The 24,644-nt window shown below is 73.6% G+C and carries 22 protein-coding genes; 10 read left to right on the forward strand and 12 right to left on the reverse strand.

Annotated features, from left to right (window positions below):
* The first annotated feature begins 63 nt into the window (after nt 1–63).
* The gene (gene thyX, locus ABD811_RS35810; RefSeq protein ID WP_344956655.1) at nt 64–861 is read left to right on the forward strand and encodes an FAD-dependent thymidylate synthase; all 798 of its coding nucleotides are present in this window, start codon (nt 64–66) and stop codon (nt 859–861) included.
* A 14-nt stretch (nt 862–875) separates the two neighbouring features.
* On the opposite strand, the gene ABD811_RS35815 is transcribed toward thyX, so the two are convergent.
* The 4 genes from ABD811_RS35815 to ABD811_RS35830 form a co-directional block, all read right to left on the reverse strand.
* Nucleotides 876–1,385, reverse strand: a complete 510-nt coding sequence (locus tag ABD811_RS35815) for an effector-associated constant component EACC1 (protein ID WP_344956657.1) — start codon at nt 1,383–1,385, stop codon at nt 876–878.
* Nucleotides 1,382–4,438 carry a CHAT domain-containing protein gene (locus ABD811_RS35820; protein ID WP_344956660.1) on the reverse strand — a complete coding sequence of 1,019 codons (3,057 nt, stop codon included), beginning with the start codon at nt 4,436–4,438 and terminating at the stop codon, nt 1,382–1,384. The genes ABD811_RS35815 and ABD811_RS35820 overlap by 4 nt, the downstream gene beginning before the upstream one ends.
* The gene (locus ABD811_RS35825) at nt 4,431–5,573 is read right to left on the reverse strand and encodes a tetratricopeptide repeat protein (RefSeq protein WP_344956662.1); all 1,143 of its coding nucleotides are present in this window, start codon (nt 5,571–5,573) and stop codon (nt 4,431–4,433) included. Before ABD811_RS35825 ends, ABD811_RS35820 begins: the two co-directional genes overlap by 8 nt.
* 197 nt (nt 5,574–5,770) lie before the next feature.
* Complete coding sequence (locus ABD811_RS35830) at nt 5,771–6,793, reverse strand: DNA polymerase IV (RefSeq protein ID WP_344956664.1); 1,023 nt, start codon at nt 6,791–6,793, stop codon at nt 5,771–5,773.
* Nucleotides 6,794–6,927: 134 nt separating this feature from the next.
* Between ABD811_RS35830 and ABD811_RS35835 the strand changes: the two genes are divergently transcribed.
* Entirely contained in the window at nt 6,928–7,653 is a 726-nt protein-coding gene (locus tag ABD811_RS35835; RefSeq protein WP_344956666.1) for a dienelactone hydrolase family protein, read from the forward strand.
* 64 nt (nt 7,654–7,717) lie between these two features.
* Here the strand turns inward: ABD811_RS35835 and ABD811_RS35840 are convergent, their stop codons facing one another.
* The gene (locus ABD811_RS35840; protein WP_344956668.1) at nt 7,718–8,284 is read right to left on the reverse strand and encodes a hemerythrin domain-containing protein; all 567 of its coding nucleotides are present in this window, start codon (nt 8,282–8,284) and stop codon (nt 7,718–7,720) included.
* Nucleotides 8,285–8,469: 185 nt separating this feature from the next.
* Between ABD811_RS35840 and ABD811_RS35845 the strand changes: the two genes are divergently transcribed.
* Entirely contained in the window at nt 8,470–9,681 is a 1,212-nt protein-coding gene (locus ABD811_RS35845) for a hypothetical protein (RefSeq protein ID WP_344956670.1), read from the forward strand.
* Between the two features lie 225 nt (nt 9,682–9,906).
* On the opposite strand, the gene ABD811_RS35850 is transcribed toward ABD811_RS35845, so the two are convergent.
* Together ABD811_RS35850 and ABD811_RS35855 are read right to left on the reverse strand one after the other, a co-directional pair.
* A complete protein-coding gene (locus ABD811_RS35850) occupies nt 9,907–10,299 on the reverse strand; it encodes a PaaI family thioesterase (RefSeq protein WP_344956672.1) in 393 nt (130 codons plus the stop codon).
* A 113-nt stretch (nt 10,300–10,412) separates the two neighbouring features.
* Nucleotides 10,413–10,865, reverse strand: a complete 453-nt coding sequence (locus ABD811_RS35855; protein ID WP_344956674.1) for a pyridoxamine 5'-phosphate oxidase family protein — start codon at nt 10,863–10,865, stop codon at nt 10,413–10,415.
* A 97-nt stretch (nt 10,866–10,962) separates the two neighbouring features.
* On the opposite strand from ABD811_RS35855, the gene ABD811_RS35860 reads away from it, so the two are divergent.
* The gene (locus ABD811_RS35860; RefSeq protein WP_344956843.1) at nt 10,963–11,772 is read left to right on the forward strand and encodes a helix-turn-helix domain-containing protein; all 810 of its coding nucleotides are present in this window, start codon (nt 10,963–10,965) and stop codon (nt 11,770–11,772) included.
* 109 nt (nt 11,773–11,881) lie between these two features.
* Here the strand turns inward: ABD811_RS35860 and ABD811_RS35865 are convergent, their stop codons facing one another.
* Entirely contained in the window at nt 11,882–13,024 is a 1,143-nt protein-coding gene (locus tag ABD811_RS35865) for a globin domain-containing protein (protein ID WP_344956676.1), read from the reverse strand.
* Nucleotides 13,025–13,483: 459 nt separating this feature from the next.
* Here ABD811_RS35865 and ABD811_RS35870 point away from each other — a divergent pair, with 459 nt between their 5' ends.
* Nucleotides 13,484–14,236, forward strand: coding sequence for a gamma-glutamyl-gamma-aminobutyrate hydrolase family protein (locus ABD811_RS35870; RefSeq protein ID WP_344956678.1), 753 nt, complete (start codon nt 13,484–13,486; stop codon nt 14,234–14,236).
* Nucleotides 14,237–14,381: 145 nt separating this feature from the next.
* The gene (locus tag ABD811_RS35875; RefSeq protein WP_344956680.1) at nt 14,382–15,377 is read left to right on the forward strand and encodes an alpha/beta hydrolase; all 996 of its coding nucleotides are present in this window, start codon (nt 14,382–14,384) and stop codon (nt 15,375–15,377) included.
* On the opposite strand, the gene ABD811_RS35880 is transcribed toward ABD811_RS35875, so the two are convergent.
* The 3 genes from ABD811_RS35880 to ABD811_RS35890 form a co-directional block, all read right to left on the reverse strand.
* Complete coding sequence (locus ABD811_RS35880; protein ID WP_344956682.1) at nt 15,335–15,772, reverse strand: SRPBCC family protein; 438 nt, start codon at nt 15,770–15,772, stop codon at nt 15,335–15,337. The two genes, ABD811_RS35875 and ABD811_RS35880, sit on opposite strands and share 43 nt — an antisense overlap.
* Nucleotides 15,773–15,854: 82 nt before the next feature.
* The gene (locus tag ABD811_RS35885) at nt 15,855–16,448 is read right to left on the reverse strand and encodes a TetR/AcrR family transcriptional regulator (protein WP_344956684.1); all 594 of its coding nucleotides are present in this window, start codon (nt 16,446–16,448) and stop codon (nt 15,855–15,857) included.
* Between the two features lie 130 nt (nt 16,449–16,578).
* On the reverse strand, nt 16,579–17,358 hold the full coding sequence (locus ABD811_RS35890; protein ID WP_344956686.1) for an ATP-binding cassette domain-containing protein: 780 nt from the start codon (nt 17,356–17,358) through the stop codon (nt 16,579–16,581).
* A gap of 262 nt (nt 17,359–17,620) precedes the next feature.
* Here ABD811_RS35890 and ABD811_RS35895 point away from each other — a divergent pair, with 262 nt between their 5' ends.
* From ABD811_RS35895 to ABD811_RS35910, 4 genes are all read left to right on the forward strand, one after another.
* Nucleotides 17,621–18,994, forward strand: a complete 1,374-nt coding sequence (locus ABD811_RS35895; RefSeq protein WP_344956687.1) for a M28 family peptidase — start codon at nt 17,621–17,623, stop codon at nt 18,992–18,994.
* A 190-nt stretch (nt 18,995–19,184) separates the two neighbouring features.
* Nucleotides 19,185–21,332 carry a HelD family protein gene (locus tag ABD811_RS35900; RefSeq protein WP_344956688.1) on the forward strand — a complete coding sequence of 716 codons (2,148 nt, stop codon included), beginning with the start codon at nt 19,185–19,187 and terminating at the stop codon, nt 21,330–21,332.
* Between the two features lie 165 nt (nt 21,333–21,497).
* Entirely contained in the window at nt 21,498–22,691 is a 1,194-nt protein-coding gene (locus ABD811_RS35905; RefSeq protein ID WP_344956690.1) for an acyl-CoA dehydrogenase family protein, read from the forward strand.
* A gap of 70 nt (nt 22,692–22,761) precedes the next feature.
* Nucleotides 22,762–23,844, forward strand: a complete 1,083-nt coding sequence (locus tag ABD811_RS35910; RefSeq protein ID WP_344956692.1) for an acyl-CoA dehydrogenase family protein — start codon at nt 22,762–22,764, stop codon at nt 23,842–23,844.
* Between the two features lie 131 nt (nt 23,845–23,975).
* On the opposite strand, the gene ABD811_RS35915 is transcribed toward ABD811_RS35910, so the two are convergent.
* A complete protein-coding gene (locus ABD811_RS35915) occupies nt 23,976–24,527 on the reverse strand; it encodes a universal stress protein (RefSeq protein ID WP_344956694.1) in 552 nt (183 codons plus the stop codon).
* Between the last annotated feature and the right edge of the window lie 117 nt (nt 24,528–24,644).

Consider the following 24,644-nt stretch of genomic DNA (forward strand, 5'->3'; position numbering starts at 1 on the left):
CGAACCGCCGGGCGAAGCTGGTTTGCTAGGCGCCGAGGAAACGACCGGTAGGGGGAAGAGCACGTGAAGAGCGTCGAGCCTGAGGTGTACCTCGTCGCGCGGCCTGAGCTGGACTACGACGAGGTGGCCCGCTATCTGCGCGACGTGGGCGGGGAGAGCTGGCTGGAGCGGCTCGACCGCGGCGACCTCGACGCCGAGCTGAACGACCCGCAGAACCTCGCCGAGTTCGCCGGCCGGCTGTGCTACCGCTCCTGGGAGCCGGGCCTCAACCCCAACGTCACCCGGATCCGCACCGACCAGGACGCCTACCTGGAGAACATCCTGCGCAGCATGCACGGCTCGGTGCTGGAGCACGTCAGCTTCAGCTTCGTCCTGCACAACGTCAGCCGGGTGCTGACCCATGAACTCGTCCGGCACCGGCCCGGCGTCGCCATCTCCCAGGAGTCCCTGCGCTTCGTGCGGCTGCAGGACATCCCGTTCTGGTTCCCCGAGTGGGCCCGCGAGGACGCCGAGCTGATGAAGCGCGCCACCGCGCTTCTGGAGCAGATGGAGGAGTTCCAGGGCTGGATGGCCCAGCGCTTCCGCCTCGACGACGACGGCGTGCCCTTCAAGGAGAAGAAGCACAAGACCTCGTTCATGCGCCGCTTCGCCCCCGAGGGCGTGGCCACCGGACTGGTGTGGACGGCCAACGTCCGCACCCTGCGGCACACGATCGAGAACCGCACCGCCGCCGGCGCCGAGGAGGAGATCCGCCTGCTGTTCCACCGCATCGGCGAGGTGATGCGCCGCGAGGCCCCCGCCCTGTTCGGCGACTACGAGATCGAGGACGGTGCCTGGATCCCCCGATGGCGCAAGGTCTGACCGCCGGGGCGGTGCTACTGGGGCGGGCCCTGGAGCATTCGGGTGACGGTGGCGGCCAGGTCGCGTAGTGCGCCGGGGGAGGTCGGGTTCTTCGTCAGCCGGAATTCGAACTGCGACCTGCCGTCCTTCCGGCTGATCTTGATGTCCACCTTCGTCTGCAGCCAGGCGACCAGCGCGCCGAGCACGACGGCGCCGGTGATCGCGGTCTCCACGGACATCTGCTCGTCCGCGGGCGGATCGGCCAGGACCGCCCGGGTGCGCTCGGCGGTGTCGGGGTCCCGGGCCAGGTGTGCGAGCAGCCTGCGGGCCGCGTCCAGGCACTGCTCCTCCGGCATCGCCGCGATCTCGGGCGTCGTGGCCGGCGCGGCGCCGGCCGCGAGCAGGGCCGTCACGAGGGACTGCGCCTCGTTGGAGTCCGACGGCGTGTCCGCACCGTCCGCCGGACCGATGTCCTCGGTCAGTTCCTGCAAGGACAGCAGAACGGAGCGGTCGGACAGCGAACCGGTCACCTCGGATGTGGTCATTGCCGTCTCCAGTCGCCGAACAGCGCGAGGGCTGCCCAGTGGTAGGGGTGGGATTGCCAGGCGTGCCGGGGTTCTTCGATCATCTTGCGCTGCGCGGCCCAGAAGCCGCGCCACACCGGCTCCCCGGGCCGGGCGGCGAGGTTGCGGTAGAAGTCGGTGAGCAGTTGCCGTGAGCTGTGCTCGTCGACGTTCCACAGGGCCGCCACCACGGACTTCACCCCGGCGTACTGCAGGGCCTGGATCAGCCCTTCGAGGTCTTCCCCCGCGTGCTCGTCGCGCAGGCCGGTGGCGCAGGCGCGCAGGGTCACCAGGCTCGGCTGCAGAGCGCCGCGCGCGATGTCCCGCGCCGTCAGCAGGTGGGCGAGACGAGAGGTGAGGGGCCGGCTCTCGGGCATCTTGCTGGGGCGTTCCCCCGCCTGGGCCAGCAGCAGGCCCGAATCGAGGGGTTCGTGCGGGTCGAAGTAGCCGTGACAGGTGATGTGCGCGATCCGCGCGTCGCGCATCCCCCGCAGCACGGCCTGCCGGGTCGCCCGTGTCCCGGTCAGCGCGGTGACCGGCCATCCCGCCTCGGACAGCAGGGACGCGTCCGACTCCAGCCGCTCGGGAGCGGTGTCCTCGCGGGCCGCGACCCCCGCGCAGAACAGCGTCGCCCCGTCCTGGCGGGACTCGGTGTGACGTGCCGTGGCGTAGAGCATCGCGCTCGCACCGGCCACGTGGACGACCGCGTGCCGGGTGGCGAGCACCGGACCGTCGGGAGTCGGCACGGCAGGCAGCGGCACGCCGTGCAGCGGGCCGTCACCCGACACGTACAGCAGGGGGCGGCCGTGGACGTGAGGGAGGAACGACGCCAGCAGCGGCGTGAGGTCGCCGAGGAAGTCGATGCCGCGACGCCAGGGGCGCCGGGGATGCAGTGGCGCCTTCGGCGGGAAGTCGTCCGGGGCGCCGTCGAAGGTCCGGCGCAGCCGGTTCGCCACCTCCCTGATCGTCTGCGTGCCGACCGGCGACCGCGCGACGGTGAGCCGGCCCGTGCGAGGCAGGTACGTGAACACCGTGGTCGTCTCCTTCCCGCAGAAGAACGACACGAAGGCGCACTGCGCGGCGTCGGGCAGTGCGGACAGGTGGCTGCGCAGTTCCCCGAACCGGACGGGCCGGCCGCGGCGCGACCGGACGTAGCCCGGGGCGTAGGGAGACATCCGCTCGTGGACGTCGGCGAGGGCACGGTGGACGTCCGTACGGCCCCCGGCCGGCCCCGGCAGCTTCGCCAGCAACTCCGCCTCGGCCTGCCGCAGCTCCACGGGGACGGAGTCGGGAGCCGCCACGGGTGCGCGTGCCAGGTGCGTGAGGAAGCCGTGGGACTTGGACTCCTCGTGAAGGTCGAAGGCGAGCTCTTCGGGTGGGCGGGAGTCCGGCATCCGCAGGTCGTCGCCGTGGTCGACCAGGACGTCCACGAGTCTCCGGTAGATCTCGCGGTGGTCCTGCGCCACGTCGTGCGCGTCCGGCGAGGGCCCCAGGCCGGCGAGCAGTTCCTGCCGGGCGCGCCAGAGGACGTCGAACGCCTCCTGCCGGGCGGCCGACGGCTCCGGCCGCCCGGACGACCGCCAGTGAGCCAGGCCGTCGGTCAGTTCCGGGGACAGGTGCAGCAGGTGGCCGGTGCCGCCGTCTTCGGCGAGCCGGACGAGGCCGTCCAGCTCGGCCATGGCTCTGTGGTGATCGGCCTGGCGAAGGAGAGCCTCGGCCAGCTCCTCGGTGACCCGTCGCCGCAGCAGCCATTCGACGCCTCGGTCCACGGCCTCCTGGTGCAGGTCCCGCAGCGCCCGCACCGCCTGATCGTGACGGCCCCGCCGGCCGCAGAACCCGGCCGTGGCGATCCGCAGGCTCATCATGAGCAGCCAGTCCTCCTGGGCGCCGGGCACCATGTCCAGGAAGAACAGAGCCATCGCGTAGAGCCCGCCGTCCTCCGGCAGATCCTTGTGGTTCAGGCGGTTGACCAGGTCGAACAGAGCGAGCCGCGCTCCGTCGGTGCCGAGACTGATCAGGAACCCCGTCCGGTACGCCTCGACCGCCTCCTGCACGTCCCCCAGGTGGTGGGCGATGTCACCGAGACCGAACCAGGCGGCTATCCGGCTGGTGCTGTCGACACCGAGCTCGTCGAGCGTGGCGAGCACGCGCCGGTAGCACGAGCGTGCCGCCTCGTGCTCGCCGACGCTGAGCAGTGCTCGCCCCAGGTTGCTCAGCGGCGCGACGACAGCACGGGGGTCCGGGAGGGATTCGGCGAACTGAAGCGCCCGGCGCAACTCCCGCACCGCGTGCCGGTGCATGCCCGACTTCGCGTACGAGGCGGCCAGATTCAGCCAGGCGTGGATCTGCGCCCTGGCGTCCCCGGCGCGCATGGCGGCCTCGCGGGCGGCCTCGTGAGACGACCTGCCGCGGCGGTAGTAGCCCATGTCCTCACGGAGCAGACCCCGGAGGGTGTGGAACCGCACGGCCAGCGAGTCGATGTGCGCCCCGGCCGGCTCGGTGTCGCCGACCTGCGTGAACTCGACGTCCTCCAGCACCTCGTACGCCTCGCGGGACCGGTTCGCCGTGCGGAGGGCGCCGGCCAGGCGCCAGCGCGAGGTGCAGACCACGGACCGGTCCGCACGGTCCTCGCACGGCACGGCGTCGGCCCGGCGCGCCGCCGCCAGGGCGTCGTCCAGGCTTCCCGCGTCGACCAGGTCCGAGACGCGGCGTTCGAGCAGCATGCGCGGCGAGAGCGCCTGGTGCGGGATATCGGCCGGCCAGGTGCGCTTCGGTTCGTTCACGGCCTGGTCGCGCAGCCTCGTCATCTCCTCGATGGCGTCCCGGCGCCGTTGCACCAGGCCGATCAGGAATGCCGTCAGGTCGGCCTCCGGCCGTTCTCCGTCGGCCGTCAGCCGCTCGCGGCGAGCGTTCAGCTCGGCGATGAGCGCGTCGACGTCGTAGCCGCCGTCGAGCGGCAGCAATGCCGTTTCCGCCGCCCGGACGGAATCGGCGGCCAGCAGCCGGTCCGCGAGCGCCTTTTCCCGCTCACCCATTCCCGGGGTCCTCCCCGGCGCCCACGACCCGCATCATCTCGTGCACGGCGGCGCGGTCCCGCTCGTCACCGGCCGTCGCCAGCGCGCGTGCGAACTGGTGGCGTGCCCGCGCGTGGCGTCGCAGGTCCCAGTACAGTTGCCCGACGTAGAAGTGCATCAGGTGCTCACCGTCCAGCTCCGCCGCCATCTGGTCGGCCATGCGCAGGGCCGCCGGCCCGTCCCCGCGGGAACGGACGGCGATCATGAGCGCGATCCGGAGTTCCAGGTTGTCCGGCAGCCATCTGAGCCGGCCGCGGATCTCGGCCTCGGCGTCGGCGGCGCCCTGCCAGGCCAGCGCGATCAGGTCCTCGTGACGCCGCTGCAGCGCCTCCGCCCGCGCCGTGAGCTCGGGGTCGTCGCGGGTCGTCCGCCGCATGATCTCCAGTACCGGCGAGTGCGGCGCGACCCGTTCCAGCGTGCGCAGCACCCCGTCGAGTTCGGCCGTCTCCCCGCAGTCCAGCAGCACGCCCGCGAAGAACTCCAGCGTGTTCGGGTCGGCCGGGGCCTCGGCGTACGCGGCGCGTGCCGCGGCCAGCACCTCGGGCTTGGTGACGTCGCCGCCGGGGGAGAGCATCAGCCCGCACAGCAGGCGGGCCAGCCGAAGCCGGTCGCCCGGCCGGGCCCGGCCGTGGTCCACGCGCCGGCGGACGGCCTCGGCCTGCAACTCGGCCAGACGGCGCTCGTCGGCCTCCCGGGACAGTGCTCCGCGCAGGTCCTCCAGCCGCCTGTCCACCTGGACGAGCACGTGCGGCCGGGCGGCCATCGCGTCGCGGCAGCGCTCCAGCACGGCGACGGCCTGGTCGAGCCGCCTGTCGATGACCAGGGCCTTGGCGAGGTTCAGCCGGACGGCCACCGAATGCGGCCGGACCGGCAACAGCCCTTCCCACAGCCGGACCGCCTCGGCCGTCCGGTCGAGAATCGCCAGGCACAGCGCATGGCATTGAATGTCGGTCGGATCGCCCGCGGCGGCGCGTTCGGCCAGGGAATGCAGGAACCGTTCGGCGGGTTCCCGTGTCATGGTCAGCAGTTTGTCCCGCATGTCGCGTTCCTCGGGACTTCCGTCGAGCAGCCAGGGCCACGAAACCTCGGACGTCACGAGCCGCTCCTCGTCGCGCTTTCCAGGACTCCGGGAAGAAAACAGGCCCTCAGACTACGACCGCGTTCGCTCGGTCGGGTGTCAATTCAGGGGAGTGACCATTTCGCGCGAATTCACCTGCTGAGCCGTTTTGATTCGATCTTGTCGTCGCGGACCGATCGCGAGATGTGCGATTCGATCAGGAGGCGGGGAAACGGTCAGTGGGCGAACTCGGCGCGGACGCCCAGCAGGCGCACCGGCCGTCGTTCGGTGAACCGGTCGAGGGCGGCGAGGGCGGCCTCCTCGATCCGGGACGCCTCGGCCGTCGGCGTCTCCAGTACCCGGCCGTGGGTCCGCGTGATGAAGGGCGCGTAGCGGACCTTGACGATGACGCGTGCGGCGCGCCGCCGCTCGGCGGCGGCCTCGTGCGCGACCTGCCGCGCCAGGTTGGACACTTCGCGACGGACCTCTTCCCAGTCGCGCAGGTCGTGCTGGTAAGTGGTCTCGCGGCCGCGGGAGCGCGGGACGTACGGTGCGGCGTCCACCGGCGAGTGGTCCTGCCCCTGGGCGAGCCGCACCAGCCACGGCCCGATCGCGGGGCCGAAACGCTCGGCGAGGGTCCGCGGGTCGGCCGCCGCCAGTTCGCCGACGGTGGCGATGCCCATGGCCTTCAGCCGCTTGGCGGTCTTGGCCCCGACGCCCCACAGCGCGTCGGGCGGCCGGTCGCCGAGCACCTCGAACCAGGTCCGGTGGGTGAGCCGGAAGACGCCGGCCGGCTTGCCCAAGCCGGTCGCCAGCTTGGCCTGGAGCTTGTTCTGCCCGATGCCCACCGTGCATTCGAGTTCGGTCGCCGCGCGTATCCGAGCGCGGATCTCATGGGCCGTCGCCTCCGGGTCGTCGCCTTCGACGGCCAGGAACGCCTCGTCCCAGCCGAGCACCTCCACCACGGCGTCGAACTCCCGCAGCGTCGCCATGACCCGGGCCGAGACGGCCCTGTAGGCGCCGGCGTCGACGGGAAGGAACACCGCCTCCGGGCAGCGCCGCGCCGCCGTGCGGAGCGGCAGGCCGGAGTGGACGCCGTGGGCACGGGCCTCGTACGACGCCGTGCTGACCACGCCGCGCTTGGTCGGATCGCCGTCACCGCCGACGACGACCGGACGCCCGCGCAGTTCTGGGTGACGCAGAACCTCCACGGCGGCGATGAACTGGTCGAGGTCGACGTGCAGGACCCAGCGGGCCATATCTGATTCTCGCTCCGCCCGCGCCTTCACGGCCAACCCGATCAACGACCCCGTTCCGACGACGCGCCGGTGGCGCTCGGGCCGGGCGCGTCGGAAGTGGGAACGGCGGGCGGGATGGGGGAGGGTGTGGGGTCATGACCGACATCAGCATTCCGCTCGGCGGACGGGAACTGCCCGGGTACCTGGCGGTGCCCGAGGGGGAGGGGCCGTGGCCCGGCGTCGTGGTCCTGTTCGAGGCGTTCGGCGCCACCGCGGACATGCGCGCGCAGGCCGACCGGCTCGCCTCCCACGGCTACCTGGCCGTCCTGCCCGACCTGTACCACGGCGCGCCGTGGCTGCGGTGCGTGCGCGCGGCGATGCGCGACCTGATGACGCGGCGCGGCGCGACCTACGACTCCATCGAGGCGGCGCGGCGGTGGCTGGTCGGACGGGACGACTGCACCGGCCGGACCGGCGTGATCGGGTTCTGCATGGGCGGCGGCTTCGCGCTGGTCGCGGCGGCCCGGTACGACTTCCAGGCCGCGGCGGCCAACTACGGGATACCGCCGCGCGACGCCGCGCGCACCCTGGCCGGCGCCTGCCCGGTCGTCGCCAGCTACGGCGCCGACGACCTGATGCTGCCGGGCGCGGCGGCCAGGCTGGAACGCGCGCTGACCCGGGCGGGGGTGCCGCACGACGTCAAGGAGTACCCCCGGACGGGGCACGGCTTCCTGACCGACACCGACGTGCCCGCCCCCATGGTCCCGCTGACCAAGGTCGTGCTGCGGCAGGGACGGGGCCGGGAGAACGCCGAGGACGGCTGGCGGCGCATCCTCGGGTTCTTCGCCGAGCACCTCGCCGACAAGGAATCTACAACGTAAAGGCGTCGGCCTGGGCGGCTTCACTGCCACGACGCGCCGTCGGCCCGCCCCCTATGCCCTCCGGTCAGCCCTTCACCTGGCGCACCAGGTCGCGGACGCGGTCCATCACCGCCGCCAGCGGCCCGGCCGCCAGGTTCTTGGTGGCGGACTCCACGCCCGGGTGCGGGTGGGTCGGCGCGGTCGCCTCGGCCACCTGCACGACCCTCATCAGCGCCGACAGCTCCTTCTTACCGAACTGGCCGCGCAGCCGCTCGAACTCGTAGCGCTCCTCCGCGCGGGCGTGGCTGAGCACCTCGATGCGCAGCCGGTCGAGCTTGGGCAGGAACTGCGGGTCCTCGGTGTCCATGCCGTCGAGCTCGGCGAGCAGCTCCTTGGCCGAGCGCTCCTCGCCCAGGCGATCGTCGACGATGCCGTCGCCGCCGTCCAGCTTCTGCCGGGCCAGCGGGTGCACGATCTCCTCCTCGGCGGTCTCGTGCACCGCCAGCAGGCGCACCAGCTTGCGGAAGGCGTCCCGGCGTTCGTTGCCCGTACTGCTCTCGACCTGCGCGAACAGGTCGCGGATCTGGCCGTGCTGCATGTACAGCAGGTCGATCACGTCGCGGGCCGGGGCCTGGGTGGTCGAAGTGCCCATGTGTCGCTCCTCGCGTCTGCTCGTGTCCGTCGACCTAGCGGCCGTCGCCGTACCCGGACGTCAGAGGGCTAAGCGGACATTGCCGAAAGTTGGGGACGGGTGAATGTGAAGGGCGTGTGGGGGCGGGTACGGCGCCATGGGCGCGATCTCCACACAGGGGCGATCTCGGCAGAAAGGGGAGGTACATGTCCTTCAACCCGTTGGAACACCGGGGCATCCCGCTGGACAGGCAGGTGCGCAACTGGCGGGAGATGAACGTCGTGCCGGTCGACCCCGACCGTGCCGATCCCTACACCAAGTGCCGCATCATCACGATGAACGGCATCGAGGTGGAGGCGGTCTTCTTCAGCCACCATTTCTCCCGGGTCTGTCCCGATCCCGAGATCAGGCGGCAGCTGGCCCAGGTCCGCTACATCGAGCAGCAGCAGCAGAAGACCGTCAACTGGCTGCTGCCGGGCCAGGCCAGCGCGTTGGAGACCACCATCTCCTACGAGCAGGTCGCCGTGGACCTCACCTCGTGGGTGGCGCGGATGGAGCCCGACCCGTACCTGAAGCAGGCGTACGAGTTCGGCGTGCTGGAGGACTTCGACCACCTGTACCGGTACGCCAACCTCTACGAGATGATCGAGCACCGCAAGGCCGAGAAGATCGTCGGTGACATGACCGAGGTCATGCCGGGCCGTCCCACCAAGATGGAGCACCGCGACGCCGCCGACAACGTCCGCGACCCCTACGACCGGAACCGGGCCGAGCCGATCTCCAAGCTGCACGCGCTGACGATCACCGCGTCCGAGCAGCAGACGATGAACTTCTACATGAACGTCGGCCCGCAGTACATGGAGCCGATCGCCCGCCAGCTCTACCAGGAGATCGGGCTCATCGAGGAGGAGCACGTCACGCACTACGAGTCGCTGGTCGACCCGGGCGAGACCTGGTGGGAGCGGCTGGTCAACCACGAGTACAACGAGTGCTACATGTACCACTCGATGATGGAGACCGAGTCCGACCCCAAGGTCAAGGCCATCTGGGAGCTGCACCTGAACATGGAGCTGGAGCACCTGCGCATCGCCTGCGACATGATGCGCCGGCACGACGGGCGGGACCCGGAGAGCATCCTGGCGCCCGAGCTGCCCGCGCCGGTGACCTTCGAGCCCAACAAGGAGTTCCTCCGCGACCTGCTGGCCACCCAGATCGACCTGACCACGCTCGGCGCCGGGTACGTGCGCGAGGCCCACGAGCGCTTCGAGCGCATGCAGGAGCAGATCCACGGCGGCGAGGAGCCGCCCAGCGAGCGCGTCATCGACGAGCACCGCGAGCTGTTCGGCGAGGAGTACCGCCACGAGCCCGCGGGCCCGCACCCCGTCAGCGAGATGCGCGTCCCCGCGCGTTCCAGGTGACACCACCCCGACCCCAGGCCGCGACGCGCGCCCATCACGCCGAGACGGGCGCGCGTCGGTCTTCCCGGGCGCCCGGGCGCCCGGGCGCATGTGGTCGGTCGCGTCGGCGACGGCTGTCCTGCCGTGCGGGGAACCGGTGCTCGGGGGCCGACCGGCAGGCCGGCGCTGATCGCGACGCAGCCGGTCTCCGCACGGCGCGCCCGCCTCGCGCGCCGGCGCGCGCGGTCAGCGGGACAGGACGGCCTGGGTCTGGGTCACCTGGGCGACCCGGCGGTCGTCGGCGTCGTACAGGTCGGTCTGCACGACGATCGAGGTGCGCCCGGTGTGCAGGGGGCGCGCCACCGCGCGGACCTCGCCGCCGCGTACGGCGCGGAAGAAGTTGGTCTTGGACTCCAGAGTCGTCGTCGACGTGCCCGGCGGCAGGTTGAGGAACGCGCAGACCGCGCCGACGGAGTCGGCCAGAGTCATCACGGCGCCGCCGTGCATGACGCCGCCCGCGGTGCACCGCTCCGGCGCCCATGCCAGACGTCCCGTGACCTCCTCGGGCGCGGCGGCGTCGATCTCGATGCCCACGGCGCGCGCGAACGGCATGGCGTCGAGCAGGTCGTCGGTGGTCATGGGGGTCCTTCCGTCCGGCGGGTTCCACCCGGCAGCCTGCCCGACGCGCGGCGGGCCGTCGATTACCTCCCGGGTAACCGAACCCGCCGCGCGCCGCCCCCGCCGGGAGATCGTCACGTGCGACGCAGGACCTTGACCGGGTTTCCGGGGCGCCACAGGCGGATGACCAGCTCGTCGCCCTCGACCGAGGTCAGGACCGCTTCGGTGAGCTCCAGGCGGAAGGCGTGGAAGCCGCCGGGGGGTTCGCCGCCGGTGGTGTAGGTCTTCTTCTCCTCGGGGTCGGTGACCTCGACGGCCACGCCGGCGACCTTCGCGTCGCCGCCCTCGGCGGGGTGGGCGTGGATCGCGCAGCGGCCGTCTCGCCGTAGGTCGCGGGCCTTCACCGCGTTCAGCATGGAGCCGAACGCCAGGTCGGGACCGGAGAAGTCGATCTCCGTGCCGCTGACCCGCGGGGAGCCGTCGCGTCGCAGGGTGGCCAGCACGTGGGTGTCGGCGGCCGTGAAGCGTTCCCGGATCCGCTCGGCCAGCTCCGGGGCCTCCTGTTCGAACTGTCGCCATGTCGCCATGGATCAGAACTCTGGCAGCCGCCTCCGACAGTCCGGGTTACCTGGGACGTAATCGTGCGTATGACCTGGAGGTCGGTAGCGTCGGAGCGTGACGACGATGACGATGTCCCTGGGGGACGTGCGGCCGATCGGGGAGCAGCTGAGGGCGTGGCGGCAGCGGCGGCGGCTCAGCCAGCTTGAGCTGGCCTCCGAGGCGGCCGTGTCGACCCGGCACCTGAGCTTCGTGGAGACCGGGCGGTCGACGCCGAGCCGGGAGATGGTGCTGCGGCTGGCCGAGCACCTGGAGGTGCCGCTGCGCGACCGCAACCTGCTGCTGGTGTCGGCCGGGTACGCGCCGGTCTACACCGAGACCCCGATCGAGGAGCCGCGCATGAACTCGGTGCGGGCGGCCCTGCGGCAGGTCCTGGAGGGCCACGAGCCGTACCCGGCGGTGGTGGTCGACCGGTTCTGGAATCTGATCGACGCCAACGGCGCGGCGCAGTTCTTCATGGAGGGGGCGCCGCCGGAGCTGCTGGAGCCGCCCCTGAACGTGCTCAGGCTGAGCATGCATCCGGACGGGATCGCCAAGAACATCGTCAACCTGGGGGAGTGGCGGGCGCACATGATCGACCGGGTGCGGCGGCATGTGGCGCTCACCGCCGACCCGGCGCTGGCCGATCTGTATCGGGAACTGCGCGACTATCCCGGCGCCGAGGCCGCCGCCGAGCCCGCGCCGCCGCCCACGGGCCACGAGGTGTTCGTCCCGTTGCGGCTGCGGCTGGACGATGGGCGGAGGCTGTCGTTCTTCACCACGATCGCCACGTTCGGTACTCCGGTCGACGTCACGGTGGCGGAGCTGGCCATCGAGTCGTTCTACCCGGCCGACGAGGAGACCGGCGCGTTCCTGCGTGAGCGCGCCGGGTGGTGACCGGGCGGTACCGCCCCTTGTCGAGCGGTGGTGAGGTGCACCTGCCGCCGGTGCGCCGTCCCCCTGCAACAGCCCGCGCGGTGCGGGCGGCCGGCGGCAGGAGCGCGGGTCAGGAGGAGGTCCGGGCGTCGTCTCGTTCGGCCTCCAGCAGGTCGTGGTGGACGCGGTCCAGAGGCACGCCGAGGTTCTGCAGCGCGTCCACCGTGGCCCTGATCATGCCGGGGGGACCGGCCACGTAGATCTCGTGGTCGTCCCAGCGCTCGCGTATCCGCCCCAGCGCGTCGGCGACGGGCCCGCGCAGCCCGTCGTGGGGCGGGGCGTCGGACGGCACCGGCACCACCCGCAGCCGCGGGTGGCCGGACTCCAGCAGGCGCAGGTCGGGCAGGTCGTACAGGTCGAGCGGGGCGCGCGCGCCGACCACTAGGTGGACGCGGCGTTCGCGGCCCCAGGCGAGCTCCTGTTCGGCCAGGGCCTTGAGCGGTGCCAGGCCGGTGCCGCCCGCGACCAGCAGCAGGTCGCGGTCGCAGCCGGGGTCGAGCGTCAGGGTGCCGCGGGCGGGGCCGAGCAGCAGGGTGTCGCCGACGCGCGTGTGCCGGACGAGCGCGCCGCTGACCCAGCCGCCCGGCACGGCCCGCACGTGCAGGGACAGGGTCCCGTCGGGGCGCGGGGCGTTGGCGATCGAGTACCTGCGCCACACGCGCGGCCAGCGGGCGGTCTGCACCTGCACGTACTGGCCGGCGGTGAACTCCAGCCGCCGGTCGGGGCGCAGGGTCACCACCGCCAGATCCGGTGCGGGGCGGCGATGGCCGACGACCTCGGCCACCCACCAGGGCGGGGCGGTGGCCGCGTCGCGCTCGGCCGCGGCGATCATGATGTCGGCGGCGGTGCGGTAGGCGGCGGTCCAGGCCGCCTCGGCCTCGGGCGTCCAGTCGGCGCCGCCGAACCTGCGCAGCGTGGCGATCAGCGCCGCGCCCATGGCCGCGTAGTGCTCGGGCAGCACCCCGTACTTGCGGTGGTCGCGGCCAAGCCGTTCCAGGTAGTCGGTCAGTTCGTCGGGCGCGTCCAGGCTCCACACGACGCGGGCCAGCGCCTGGAAAAGGCGTTCGCGCTGGCCGTCCATCGCGGGCGGGAAAAGCGCGCGCAGCCGTGGATTCTCGGCGAATAGGCGACCGTAGAAATAGGCGATCGCGCCGTCCGCCACGGGTTCGATACGGGTGAAGCTCTCTTTGACGATTCGGGGTATCGATGACATTTGCCAGCTCGCCCCCCAGGGCTTTTCTCGCCGGGGCCCCTCCGCCCGCCGGCGCCTGCCGGACGCCCCCCACGTCCGAGTTCGTGAGATTCTCGCACTGAAAGACGCTGGTAATCAACCGGTCGGAGGGAAGGCGGCGCGGGGTGTGCGAAGAGTGGCGGAATGGTTATCCGGTGTCATCGGCGCATGTGAGGGCGGGAGAAGAATACTGCTCGGTATGTGTTCGAGGTCGCCTTAGTGATCATTCGGACTCATTTTTCGGGTGAATCCGGACCAAAGCGGGGAGTCATCCGCGGAAGGGCGGCCGACCGCGAATGGCAACACGATTTACCGGGCGGTGGATAAATCTCAACCCGGAGGGTAGATTTCGAAATCGGCCGGGCCGGGGTGCTCCCGGCCGGGCCGGTTTCGCGGCCGCGCGGCCCGGGGTCGGGGCCGGCGCTCATCAAGGGGGAGGGCATGGGAGAGGCGATCCGAGGGGCTCCCGAGCCCCGCGCGGCCGCCGTCGGCGCACCGCCGCTCATCGGCGTGACGACCTGTCTGGAACCGGCCCGCTGGAGCGAGTGGGTGCGGGAGGCCGCCCTGCTGCCCGTGTCCTACCTGCGGTCGGTCGAACGCGCCGGGGGCGTGCCGGTCATGCTGCCGCCGACGGCGGGGCTGCGCGGCCTCGACGCCCTGGTCGAGGGGCTGGGCGGGGTCGTGTTCGCCGGAGGAGCCGACCTCGATCCGCAGCTGTACGGGATGGGACGCCACCACGAGACCGGGCCGCCGCAGCCGCAGCGCGACCGGTTCGAGCTGGCCCTGCTGCGCGCCGTCATCGACGCCGACATGCCGTTCCTGGCCGTCGGCCGGGGCATGCAGGCGTTGAACGTGGCGCGCGGCGGCGTCCTCGTCCAGCACCTGCCCGAGGCCGTCGGGCACACCGGGCACGCCCCGCCCGGCGGGATGTACGGCGGCCACGCGGTGCAGATCAGCCCGAGCAGCAGGATCGGCAAGATCCTCGGCGAGACCGCCCAGGTGGTCACCGGCCACCACCAGGCCATCGCCCGGCTCGGCAAGGGCCTGGCCGCGGTCGCCTGGGCCGAGGACCAGGTCGTGGAGGCCGTCGAGCTGCAGGGTCACCGGTTCGGCGTGGGCGTGCAGTGGCACCCCGAGGAGGGCGAGGACCGCCGGCTGTTCGACGCGCTGGTCGCCGAGGCCTGGGGCCGCTGACCCGCCCCCGTGCGCTGACGCCGACCCGCCCCCCGTGCGCTGACCGGTGTGGCAATCGGGGAGATCTTCAGCCCGGCTTATCGGGGTACGTTCGCCGCTGTCCCGTCCGTCTGGCCGCGTCGCGGCCCGCGACCGGAGGCCGGCCATGCCCATGCATCCGCAGACCGCCCGCTACCTGGAGATGCTCGCCCCCCTGACCACGCTGGACGGGCCGGAGCCGACGCTGCCGGAGACCCGCCGCATGCTGGAGGCCACGCTGCGGGCCCTGCCGATCCGCCGCCGCGAGCTGCCGCACGTCGCCGACCTGGCCGTGCCCGGCGACGACGGCGCCGTCCCCGTGCGGCTGTACCGTCCCGAGCCGCCCGGCGGGGCGCCGCTGCCCGCGCTGGTGTACCTGCACGGCGGCGGCTGGGTGCTGGGCGGGCTCGACAGCGTGGACGCCGCCTGCCGCGACCTGGCCGCGAACACCGGCTGCGTCGTGATCAGCGTCGGCTACCGGCTGGCCCCCGAGCACCGGTTCCCCGCGGCGGTGCGCGACGCGTGGGCGGTCACCGCCGCCGTCGCGCGCGATCCCGGGCGGTTCGGCGCCGACCCCGCGGCGGTGGCGGTCGCCGGCGACAGCGCGGGCGGCAACCTGGCCGCCGCGGTCGCGCTCACCGCCCGCGACCGCGGCCTCGACCTGGCGCACCAGCTGCTGGTCTACCCCGTCACCGACACCGCCATGGACACCGCGAGCTACGCCGCGTACGGCACCGGGTACGGGCTGGACGCCGCCGGGATGGCCCGCTGCCTGGAGATGTACCGGGGCGACGCCGACCCGGCCGACCCGCTGCTGGCCCCGCTGCGCGCGCCCGACCTGTCCGGCCTCGCCCCGGCCACCGTGATCACCGCCGAGCTGGACGTGCTGCGCGACGAGGGCGAGGCGTACGCGCGGCGCCTGGCGGAGGCGGGGGTGCCGGTCGAGCTGCGCCGGTACGAGGGCGTGGTGCACTCGTTCTTCCTACTGACCGAGCACTTCGACGCCGCCGTGGACGCCATGCGGTTCGCGGTGCGCCGACTGCGCGCCGCCTTCGCGGCGGCGGCCGGGGCGGGAGGACGTCAGGAGAAGCGTTTGCCGAGCGCCTCCAGTCCGGGGCGGTAGATGGCGCCGGTGAGGGTCTTGCGCATGGCCTCCTCGTCGGCCGCGTCCACCGAGAACTCGCCGTACCACTCGACGAACGACTGCCCGCTGTCGGTGACCGGCGCGACCCGGATGCGGCCGACGTAGTCGCGGATCGGCAGCGGGGACTCCAGGATCTCGTACCAGTAGGAGCGGTCGGCGTCGTCCATGCCGCACAGCCGCTCGCGGAACACCGTGTCGCCGGGGCCGATCAGCCGCCGCACGCATCCGACCCGGTCGGCGGGCCCGCCGTCCTCGATCACGCCGGTGGCCACCGCGGGCATCCAGTCGGCCAGGTTCCCGAAGTCGCGCAGGAAGCGCCATACCTCGTCGGCGGGCGCGCTGAGCACGGTGCTGGCGTAGGACCTGGTGGGCATCGCGGTTCTCCTCGGCGGTCTGGGGGGTGACCGGTTCGCCCCTATGCTGCGCCGCGGATGTGATCAAGGCAACAGGCGACGATCAAGAACCTCGGGCGTCGCGCGTTCCCGTGGCCGGGGCCAGGTAGCGGGTGACGAGGCGGGCGATGAGGTGGCCGACGCGCTCGGGCGGCTCGTGCGGCAGCATCATGTGGCTCATCGTCAGCCGGATGGCGACGTCGGCCATCTCGGTGAGGGCCACCGGGTCCAGGTCGGGCCACTGGGCGGTGGCGTGGTCGATGATGCGGGTGCGGGCGGTGAACAGCAGCGGCTCGGCCTGCGTGGTCAGCAGCGGCAGCAGCTCGTCCCCGTCGGCGCCGGTGAGCACGGTCTTGTTGATCGGGTCGTCGGCGGCGGTCTCGATCGTGTAGACGACGGCGGCGGCCACCGCCGAGTACAGGTCGGCGTGCTCGGACAGCACCCGGTCGATGCCGTCCAGATACCGGTCGTTGTGGCGCATGACGACCGCCTGGGCCAGCCCCCACTTGTCGCCGAACTCGTTGTAGACGGTCTGGCGGCTCACCCCGGCGGCCTCCGCCACGTCCCGCATCCGCAGTCCCCGGTACCCGTCGCGGGTGAGGATCTCGGCGGCCGCGTCGAGCAGGGCCTCCCGGACGGGGCGCCGCTCGGTCGTCATGCGCGTCTCGCTTTCGGCGTCGGCTCGTGGCGCGGGCCAGATCCGGCACGGCCACCGTGTGCCGTCATTATCGCCGCCCGGCCGGCCGCCGGACCGCGGCGGGCCGGGCGTGACGCCTGGTGGGCGGCGGTCAGCGGCCGGCGACCGGCGCCGGGCGGGGCCGGCAGGTCTCGCGCACCTCGAACGGCGAGCCCGACGCGACGACCCGGCCGCCGCGCATGAGGTGGAGCCGATCGCAGACGCCCATCATCAGCTCCAGGTCCCGTTCGATCAGCAGCACCGCCGGGCCCTCGGCCGCCACCTCGCGCAGCAGCACCTCCAGCGCGCGCGTCTGCGGGACCGACAGCCCCGCGGACGGCTCGTCCAGCACCAGCAGGCGCGGGTCGGCGGCCAGCGCCCGCGCCAGTTCGACCAGCCGCGCCACGCCGGGCGGCACCCGGCCGGCGCGCCGCCCCGCGTACGCGGTGATGCCGAGGCGCTCCAGCAGCGCGTCGGCGACCGTCCCGGCCTCCCGCCACGCGGCCCGCCGGATCCGCCGCCGGTCGCGGCGGGAGCGGCCGGGCACCTCCCGCGTCAGCGCGTGCGCCTGCGCCGCGACCAGCACGTTCTCCCGCACGGTGAGCCCGCGGAACACCTCGGGGCGGCGGAAGGTGCGCGCCACGCCCCGGCGGCCGCGCAGGCGCGGGGCCCGGCGGATGAGGTCGGCGCCGTCCAGGTGGACGCTGCCGCACGCGGGCCGCAGCAGGCCGCAGACCACGTCGGCGAGGGCGGCGGCGCCCGCGTCGTCCGGCCCGACCAGTCCGGTGACCGTCGCGGGCGGCGCCGTCAGGTCCGCGCCGTCGAGCACGGTCACCCCGCGGCGCCGCACGGTGACGCCGCACACGCGCAGCCCGGGCTCTCCGTCCCGCACGACCCACCGCCTTCCGGTGTGACGTGGATCACCAGTGAGTCGTCACGATACTGACGTGCCCGGGGGTGGGCAAGACGGCCAAAGTTGATCACGGTTAGGTTTCGGAACGAGGCGCGACATTGCCCCCCAAAAGGCGCGTTCCGTAGTTTCGCCGCGAACAGGGCGCCCCCTGATCTCCGTCGCAGGTCGACCGCCGGCCGCCCGGACCGCGATCCGGCCGGGGCCGACGTCGCCGCCTGCCCTCATATCCCGAGGAGACGCCATGTCGCAGAAGAAGACGGCGCCGGTCAAGCGTCGCGACCTGCTGGCCGGAGCCGCGGCCGTCGCGGGCTTCGCCACCGTCGGACTGCTGCCCGGCACCGCGGCCGCCGCCACCCGGCAGCGCCCCGGCGCCGTCCGCCCCCCGTCGCTGTCCACCGCCGACAAGGCCGTGGTCGCCCGCGTCGACGCGCGCCGCGCCCTCAAGCACCTCAAGGTCCTCAGCGACGAGATCGGCTGGCGGGTGTGCGGCACCAGGCAGGAGCACGCCGCCGCCAAGTACATCGCCGGAGTGCTGCGCGACCTCGGCTACAAGGTGACGCTGCAGCCGTTCGGCATCCCCGACAAGAGCCTGGCCGTCCTGCGCGCGGGCCGCGAGGACTGGCAGAGCGCCGCCGCGGCCAACGGCGCCGTGGGCCGTGCCAAGGGCGACGTCGTCGACCTCGGCGGCGCCACCACCGTCACCGCCGACCTCACCGGGAAGATCGCGCTGTTCACCCGGGTCGCCGGCCAGGAACTGGCCCAGGCCAAGGCCGCGGCCGCCAAGGGCGCCGTCGCCGTCCTCATCCAGAACGTGCGGACCGCGACCTACCCCGAGCGCAAGGCGTCGACCTTCTTCCCGAACCTGGCCGAGCCGGTGGCCGTTCCGGTGCTGGGCATCGCCGAGTACCACGCCGAGCGCATCCGCGGCGGCGTCCGGCGGCTGTCCCTGGAGGTCACCAAGCACACCGGGCTGACCTCCTACAACGTGCTCGCCGAGCGCAAGGCCACCTTCCCCAACCCGCAGGGCAAGGCGGTCATCATCAGCGCCCACTACGACAGCGTCCCCGGTTCGCCCGGCGGCAACGACGACGGCAGCGGCACCGTGCTGTGCCTGGAGCTGGCCCGCGTGCTGCGCCGCCTGCCCACCCAGCAGGACATCCGCATCTGCCTGTGGGGCGCCGAGGAGATCGGCCTGGTCGGGGCCCGTCACTACGTCAAGCAGCTGGACGAGGCGGGCGTCGCCCAGATCACCGGCTGCTTCCAGAACGACATGGTCGCCACCAGCCACCCGCCCGCGGGCACGTACTGGCTGCTGTCGGTGGACGGCGCGAACAACACCACCACGGCCGCGGTCGCCGCGGCGGCCGAACGGCTCGGCTACGTCGGCCAGACCAAGGGCCCGACGGCCCGCGGCTCCAGCGACCACGAGGCGTTCTACGAGCGCGGCATCGCCGCGGGCAACTTCAGCTGGCGCGGCGAGGAGGCCCCCAGCCAGCTGGAGCCCGTCTACCACACCCCCGAGGACACCATCGAGGGCAACATCAGCCTGCCGCGCCTGCAGGTGTCCCTGGAGCTCATCGGCTGCGCCGCCTACGAGGTGGCCCGCCACCGCTGAGCCCCGGCTTTCCTCGGCGGCATCGCCGCCCCGCGTCTCCGGACGCGGGGCGGCGCACGCCTGTCCGCATCCGGACGGCTCCTCCGCGACGTCCCACCACATGATCGGGAACGCGGCTAAGCTCGATGGTTTCGCCTGACGCCGGCCACGCCCCGGCGTCACCCACCATCACACGCGGAGGAGTACACGCATGCCCGCCGACCCGACGGCCGTAGCGCGCGAATCGCCCGAGGAGCCGGACACCGGCGAGACCGAGCCCCCGCCGGCCGAGCCCCCGCAAGCCGAACCCCAAGACGGGCTCTCCCAGGACGGGCCGCAGGACGAGCCCGCCGACAGCGAGGCGGTGCTCGCCGCCGAGCGGGCGCACCTCGCCGAGTCGCGCGCGGCGCTGCGGCGCATGCGCGAGACCGCCCGCTCCCTGTCGGCCGACGTGGCCGCCGACTGGGTGTCGCGGCAGTACCTGGAGTCGCTGCTGGACCAGCGGGTCGCCGCGCTGGCCGACCAGCCCGACACCCCGCTGTTCTTCGGCCGCATGGACGCGCGCGACGGACGCGGCGGCGACCTGCCCGCCACCATGTACGTCGGACGGCGCCACGTCCACGACGGCGACGAGGGCCGCCCGCTGGTGCTCGACTGGCGCGCCCCGGTCGCCCGGGCCTTCTACCGCGCCGGGTCCGCCGACCCCATGGGCTGGCGGCGGCGCCGCCGGTTCGGCTTCCAGGGCGGCGAGCTGACCGCCTACGAGGACGAGCCGCTCGACGGCCGCTCCCTCGGCCCGTCGAGCATCCTCACCAGGGAGATCGAACGGCCCCGCACCGGCCCCATGCGCGACATCGTCGCCACCATCCAGCCCGACCAGGACGAGATCGTCCGCGCCGGCCTGCCCGACACCGTGTGCGTGCAGGGCGCCCCCGGCACCGGCAAGACGGCCGTCGGCCTGCACCGCGCCGCCTACCTGCTGTTCGCCCACCGGGAGCGGCTGGCCCGCTCCGGCGTGCTGATCGTCGGGCCGAACCGCGCGTTCCTGGCCTACATCTCCGCGGTGCTGCCCGCGCTCGGCGAGATCCGCGTCGACCAGGCCACCGTGGACGACCTGCTCGGCGCGCCCGCCGCCGGGGAGCCCGCCGACGTCGCCGCGCTCAAGGGCGACGCCCGGATGGCCGAGGTGCTGCGCCGGGCCCTGTGGCGGCAGATCCGCAAGCCCGAGGAGGGCCTGCTCTACACCCGCGGGGTCAGCCGGTTCCGGCTCGCCGACCACGAGGTGCGCGAGATCGCCGCGTCGCTGCGCGGGACGATGCGCTACGCCAACGGCCGCGCCGCGTTCGCCCAGCGGCTGGCGCACCAGGTGCTGGTGCTGATGGAACGGCGCGGCGAGGCGCCCGACGACCGCGTCCAGGACCAGGTGGCCCGGTCCCGGCCCGTCAAACAGCTCGTCGACCAGGTGTGGCCCAAGGTCACCGCCGAGCAGGTGCTGTACCGCCTGCTGTCGGACGCCGACCTGCTGCGCACCGCCGCCAAGGGCGTGCTCGGCGAGGACGAGCAGGCCGCGCTGCTGTGGCGCAAGCCGTACCGCTCGCACCGGTCGGCGAAATGGACCGCCGCCGACCGCGCCCTGCTGGACGAGCTGAACGACCTCATCGAGCGCACCCCGTCCCTCGGGCACATCGTGGTGGACGAGGCGCAGGACCTTTCGGCGATGCAGCTGCGCGCCCTCGGCCGCCGCTGCGCCACCGGCTCGGCGACGGTGCTCGGCGACCTGGCCCAGGGCACCACCGCCTGGTCGGCGCGCTCGTGGGACGAGGTGCTGCGCCACCTCGGCCAGGACGGGCAGGTGACGGAGCTGACGCTGGGCTTCCGCGTCCCCGGCGCGGTCCTGGACTACGCGGCCCGGCTCCTGCCGCACATCGCCCCCGGCCTGGCCGCGCCCCGCTCCCTGCGCGCGGGAACGGACGCCCTGACGGTGCGCCAGGTGCCCGACCTGGCCGAGGCCGTCGTCGCGGAGGCGCGCCGGGCGCTGGAACGCGAGGGCTCCGTCGGGCTGATCGTCCCCGACGCCATGGCCGCCGCCCACGCCGAGGCGCTCGCCGGCGCGGGGGTGCCGCACGGGCTGCTCGGCCCCGACACCGGAGACGGGGACCGGCTGCTGGTCGTCCCGGCGACGCTCGCCAAGGGCCTGGAGTACGACCACGTGATCGTCGTGGAGCCCGCGGAGATCGTGGCCGCCGAGCCGCGCGGCCTGGCCCGCCTGTACGTGGTGCTCACCCGCGCCGTCACCAGCCTGACGGTGCTGCACCGCGACCCGCTGCCCGGTGAGCTGGACGCCGTCCCGTCCCGCTGACCGGCCGCCTCTCCCGCCGAGACGGCGCGCCGGGCCCCGGGATCCGCGTGGGGCTCCGGCGCGCTGTTGACGCGGTCGGCGGCTGTTCCTAGGGTGACCATACCGACCAGTTGGTATGTCGGGCACCGCGGCCGCGGCGCCGCTCGTCCCACGGAGGTCCGCCCCTTGAGCTCAGCACCGCCGGACGCCGACGACCTGCGTGAGCGGGTCCGAAGCTTCCTCTCCGACCACGATCCGTCCGGCATGGAACGGCCGGCGTTCCTGCGGGCCCGGTTCGACGCCGGACTGGCGTGGGTGCACTACCCGCCGGGCCTGGGCGGGCTGGGCGCGCCGCGCGCCCTGCAGCCGGTCGTGGACGCCGAGTTCGCCGCGGCGGGGGCGCCGCGCAACGACCCCGAGCGCAACGGCATCGGCCTCGGCATGGCCGCGCCCACGATCCTGGCCTACGGCACCGAGGAGCAGAAGAAGCGCTTCCTGCGCCCGCTGTGGACGGGCGAGGAGATCTGGTGCCAGCTGTTCAGCGAGCCGGGCGCCGGATCGGACCTGGCCGCGCTCGGCACCCGCGCCGTGCGCGACGGCGACCACTGGATCGTCAACGGCCAGAAGGTGTGGACGTCCATGGCGCACGAGGCGCGCTGGGCGATCCTGGTCACCCGCACCGACCCGGACGTGCCCAAGCACCGCGGCATGACCTACTTCGTCTGCGACATGACCGCGCCCGGCGTCGAGGTGCGGCCGCTGCGGCAGATCACCGGCGAGGCCGAGTTCAACGAGGTCTTCCTCACCGACGTGCGCATCCCCGACGAGCACCGGCTCGGCGAGGTCGGCGAGGGCTGGCGGGTGGCCACCACCACGCTGATGAACGAGCGGGTCGCCATCGGCGGCAACGCCGTCCCCCGCGAGGGCGGCATGATCGGCGTGGTGGCGGGGCTGTGGCGCGACCGTCCCGAGCTGCGCACCCCCGGGCTGCACGACACGCTGCTGCGGCTGTGGGTGGAGGCCGAGGCGGCCCGCCTGACCGGCGAGCGGCTGCGCCAGCAGCTGGCCGCCGGCGCCCCCGGCCCCGAGGGCTCGGCCGCCAAGCTCGCCTTCGCCCGGCTCAACCAGGAGATCTCCGGGCTGGAGCTGGAACTGCTCGGCGAGGACGGCCTGCGCTACGACGACTGGACGATGCGCCGTCCCACCGAGGTCGACTTCACCCGCCGTTCGCCCGGCTACCGCTACCTGCGCGCCAAGGGCAACTCGATCGAGGGCGGCACCTCGGAGATCCTGCGCAACATCATCGCCGAACGGGTGCTCGGCCTGCCCGGCGAGATCAGGGTCGACAAGGACGTGGCGTGGAAGGACCTGCCCAAGTGACCGAGCCCCGAGTGACCGAGCCCCAAGTGACCGAGCGCGTGACCACCCCGGGGCCGACGGAGGAACGCCCGTGACGAACCTGCTCTACAGCGAGATCGAGGACGACCTGCGCGGCGGCGTCCGCCGGGTGCTCGACGACCGGTGCCCCTGGACCGACGTGCTGGCGGGCATCGAGAAGGACGAGCCGTACGACGCGGCCCTGTGGCAGGCCGTGGCCGTCCAGCTCGGCTGCGCCGGGCTGCCGGTGCCCGAGGAGCACGGCGGCGCGGGAGCGTCCTGGCGCGAGACCGCCGTGGTGATGGAGGAGCTCGGCCGCGCGGTGGCGCCCGTCCCGTTCCTGTCCAGCGCCGTCCTGGCCACCGCCGCGCTGCTGGCCGCCGGCGAGGCCGGGGGAGACCTGCTCGCCGAGCTGGCCGCCGGAGAGAAGATCGCCGTTGTGGCGGTGCCGTTCAACACGGCGCCCAGGGCCCCGCTCGGCACGTCCGTCCGGGTGGAGGACGGCGCGCTGACCGGCACCGTCACCAGCGTCGCCGACGGCGCGGCCGCCGACGTGCTGCTGGTGCCCGCGCCCGACGGCCTGTACGCGGTCGACGCCGCCGACGCCCGCCGCACCCCGGTGACCTCGCTGGACATGACCCGGCGCCTGTGCGACATCGCGCTGCCGGGCGTGCCCGCGCGCCGCGTCGCCGAGGGCGACGCCGCCGTGCGCGCCGCCCTGGCCGCCGGCGCCGCCATGCTGGCCTCCGAGCAGCTCGGCCTGGCCGAACGGTGCCTGGAGTCCACCGTGGAGTACCTGAAGACCCGCTACCAGTTCGGCCGCCCGGTCGGCTCGTACCAGGGCCTCAAGCACCGCCTCGCCGACCTGTGGACGTCGGTCACGCAGGCCCGCGCGGTGGCCCGCTACGCCGCGTCCTGCCTGGCCTCCGGCGACCCGGACACCGCCGTCGCCGTGGCGCTCGCCCAGGCCCACTGCTCGGCCGTCGCGGTGAAGGCCGCCGAGGAATGCGTGCAGATGCACGGCGGCATCGGCTTCACCTGGGAGCACCCCGCGCACCTCTACCTCAAGCGCGCCAAGTCCGCGGCCATCGCCCTCGGGACGCCCGACCAGCACCGCGCGGCGCTGGCCGACCTGGTGGACCTGCCCTCGGTCTGACCTCCGCCCCCGGGGGTGCGGCCTCCGCCTCCACTGCGCCGGCGGGCGCGGCGCCTCAGGCCGCCGGGGACGGCCGCCGGCCGTCCGCCTGCTCCGGGGTGCTGCTCCGCCGGCCGCGGCGGGCGGCGCGTTCAGGTCGTGTGCTGCCAGCCGCCCCAGCCGAGCATGCGGCGCAGACGGGAGCGTTCGGGACCGTCGTCCTGCCCGGCCAGGTCGTTGAGCAGCGACTCGAACGCCGGTGGCCGCACGCACACGAACGTGGCCCTGCTGCGCCGCGCGCAGTGCAGCCGCACCGACGGCCGCACCAGCCGCGACCACAGCCCCCGGGAGCCCTGCCCGACGACGAGGATGTCGTCCTCGCGGGCCAGCCGCACCAGGGCCGCGCCCGGCTCGCCGACCAGCGCCATCGCCGACATCTCCACGCCGCACGGGGTGCCGTTGGCCACCTCGTCGAGCAGTTGCGCGATCAGCTCCGCGCCCGCCGAGCGCAGCGCCTCGGTGACCCCCGAGCCGAGCTGGCCCGCCGCCGACACGTGCGGCGGCAGCGGCGCGGCGTGCACGATCAACAATGGCAGGCCGCGAAGCCGGGCCTCGCCGATGGCCCACGACAGGGCGCACCGGGCCCCGGGGGAGTCGTCGACCCCCACGACCACGCGCGGGCCGCCCTCCGGTCTCGCGATCATGGTGCCTCGCCTCCGCGCCTCCCTCTTCGAATTGTGCCCCTCAGCTTGGCAGGCATGACCCGCGGGTGAAAGAGGGCTCGCGGACGCGGTACGGGCGGCGAAAGAGCAGCGGGGAGG

The organism is Actinomadura miaoliensis (genome assembly GCF_039536785.1).
GTDB classification, from domain to species: domain Bacteria; phylum Actinomycetota; class Actinomycetes; order Streptosporangiales; family Streptosporangiaceae; genus Spirillospora; species Spirillospora miaoliensis.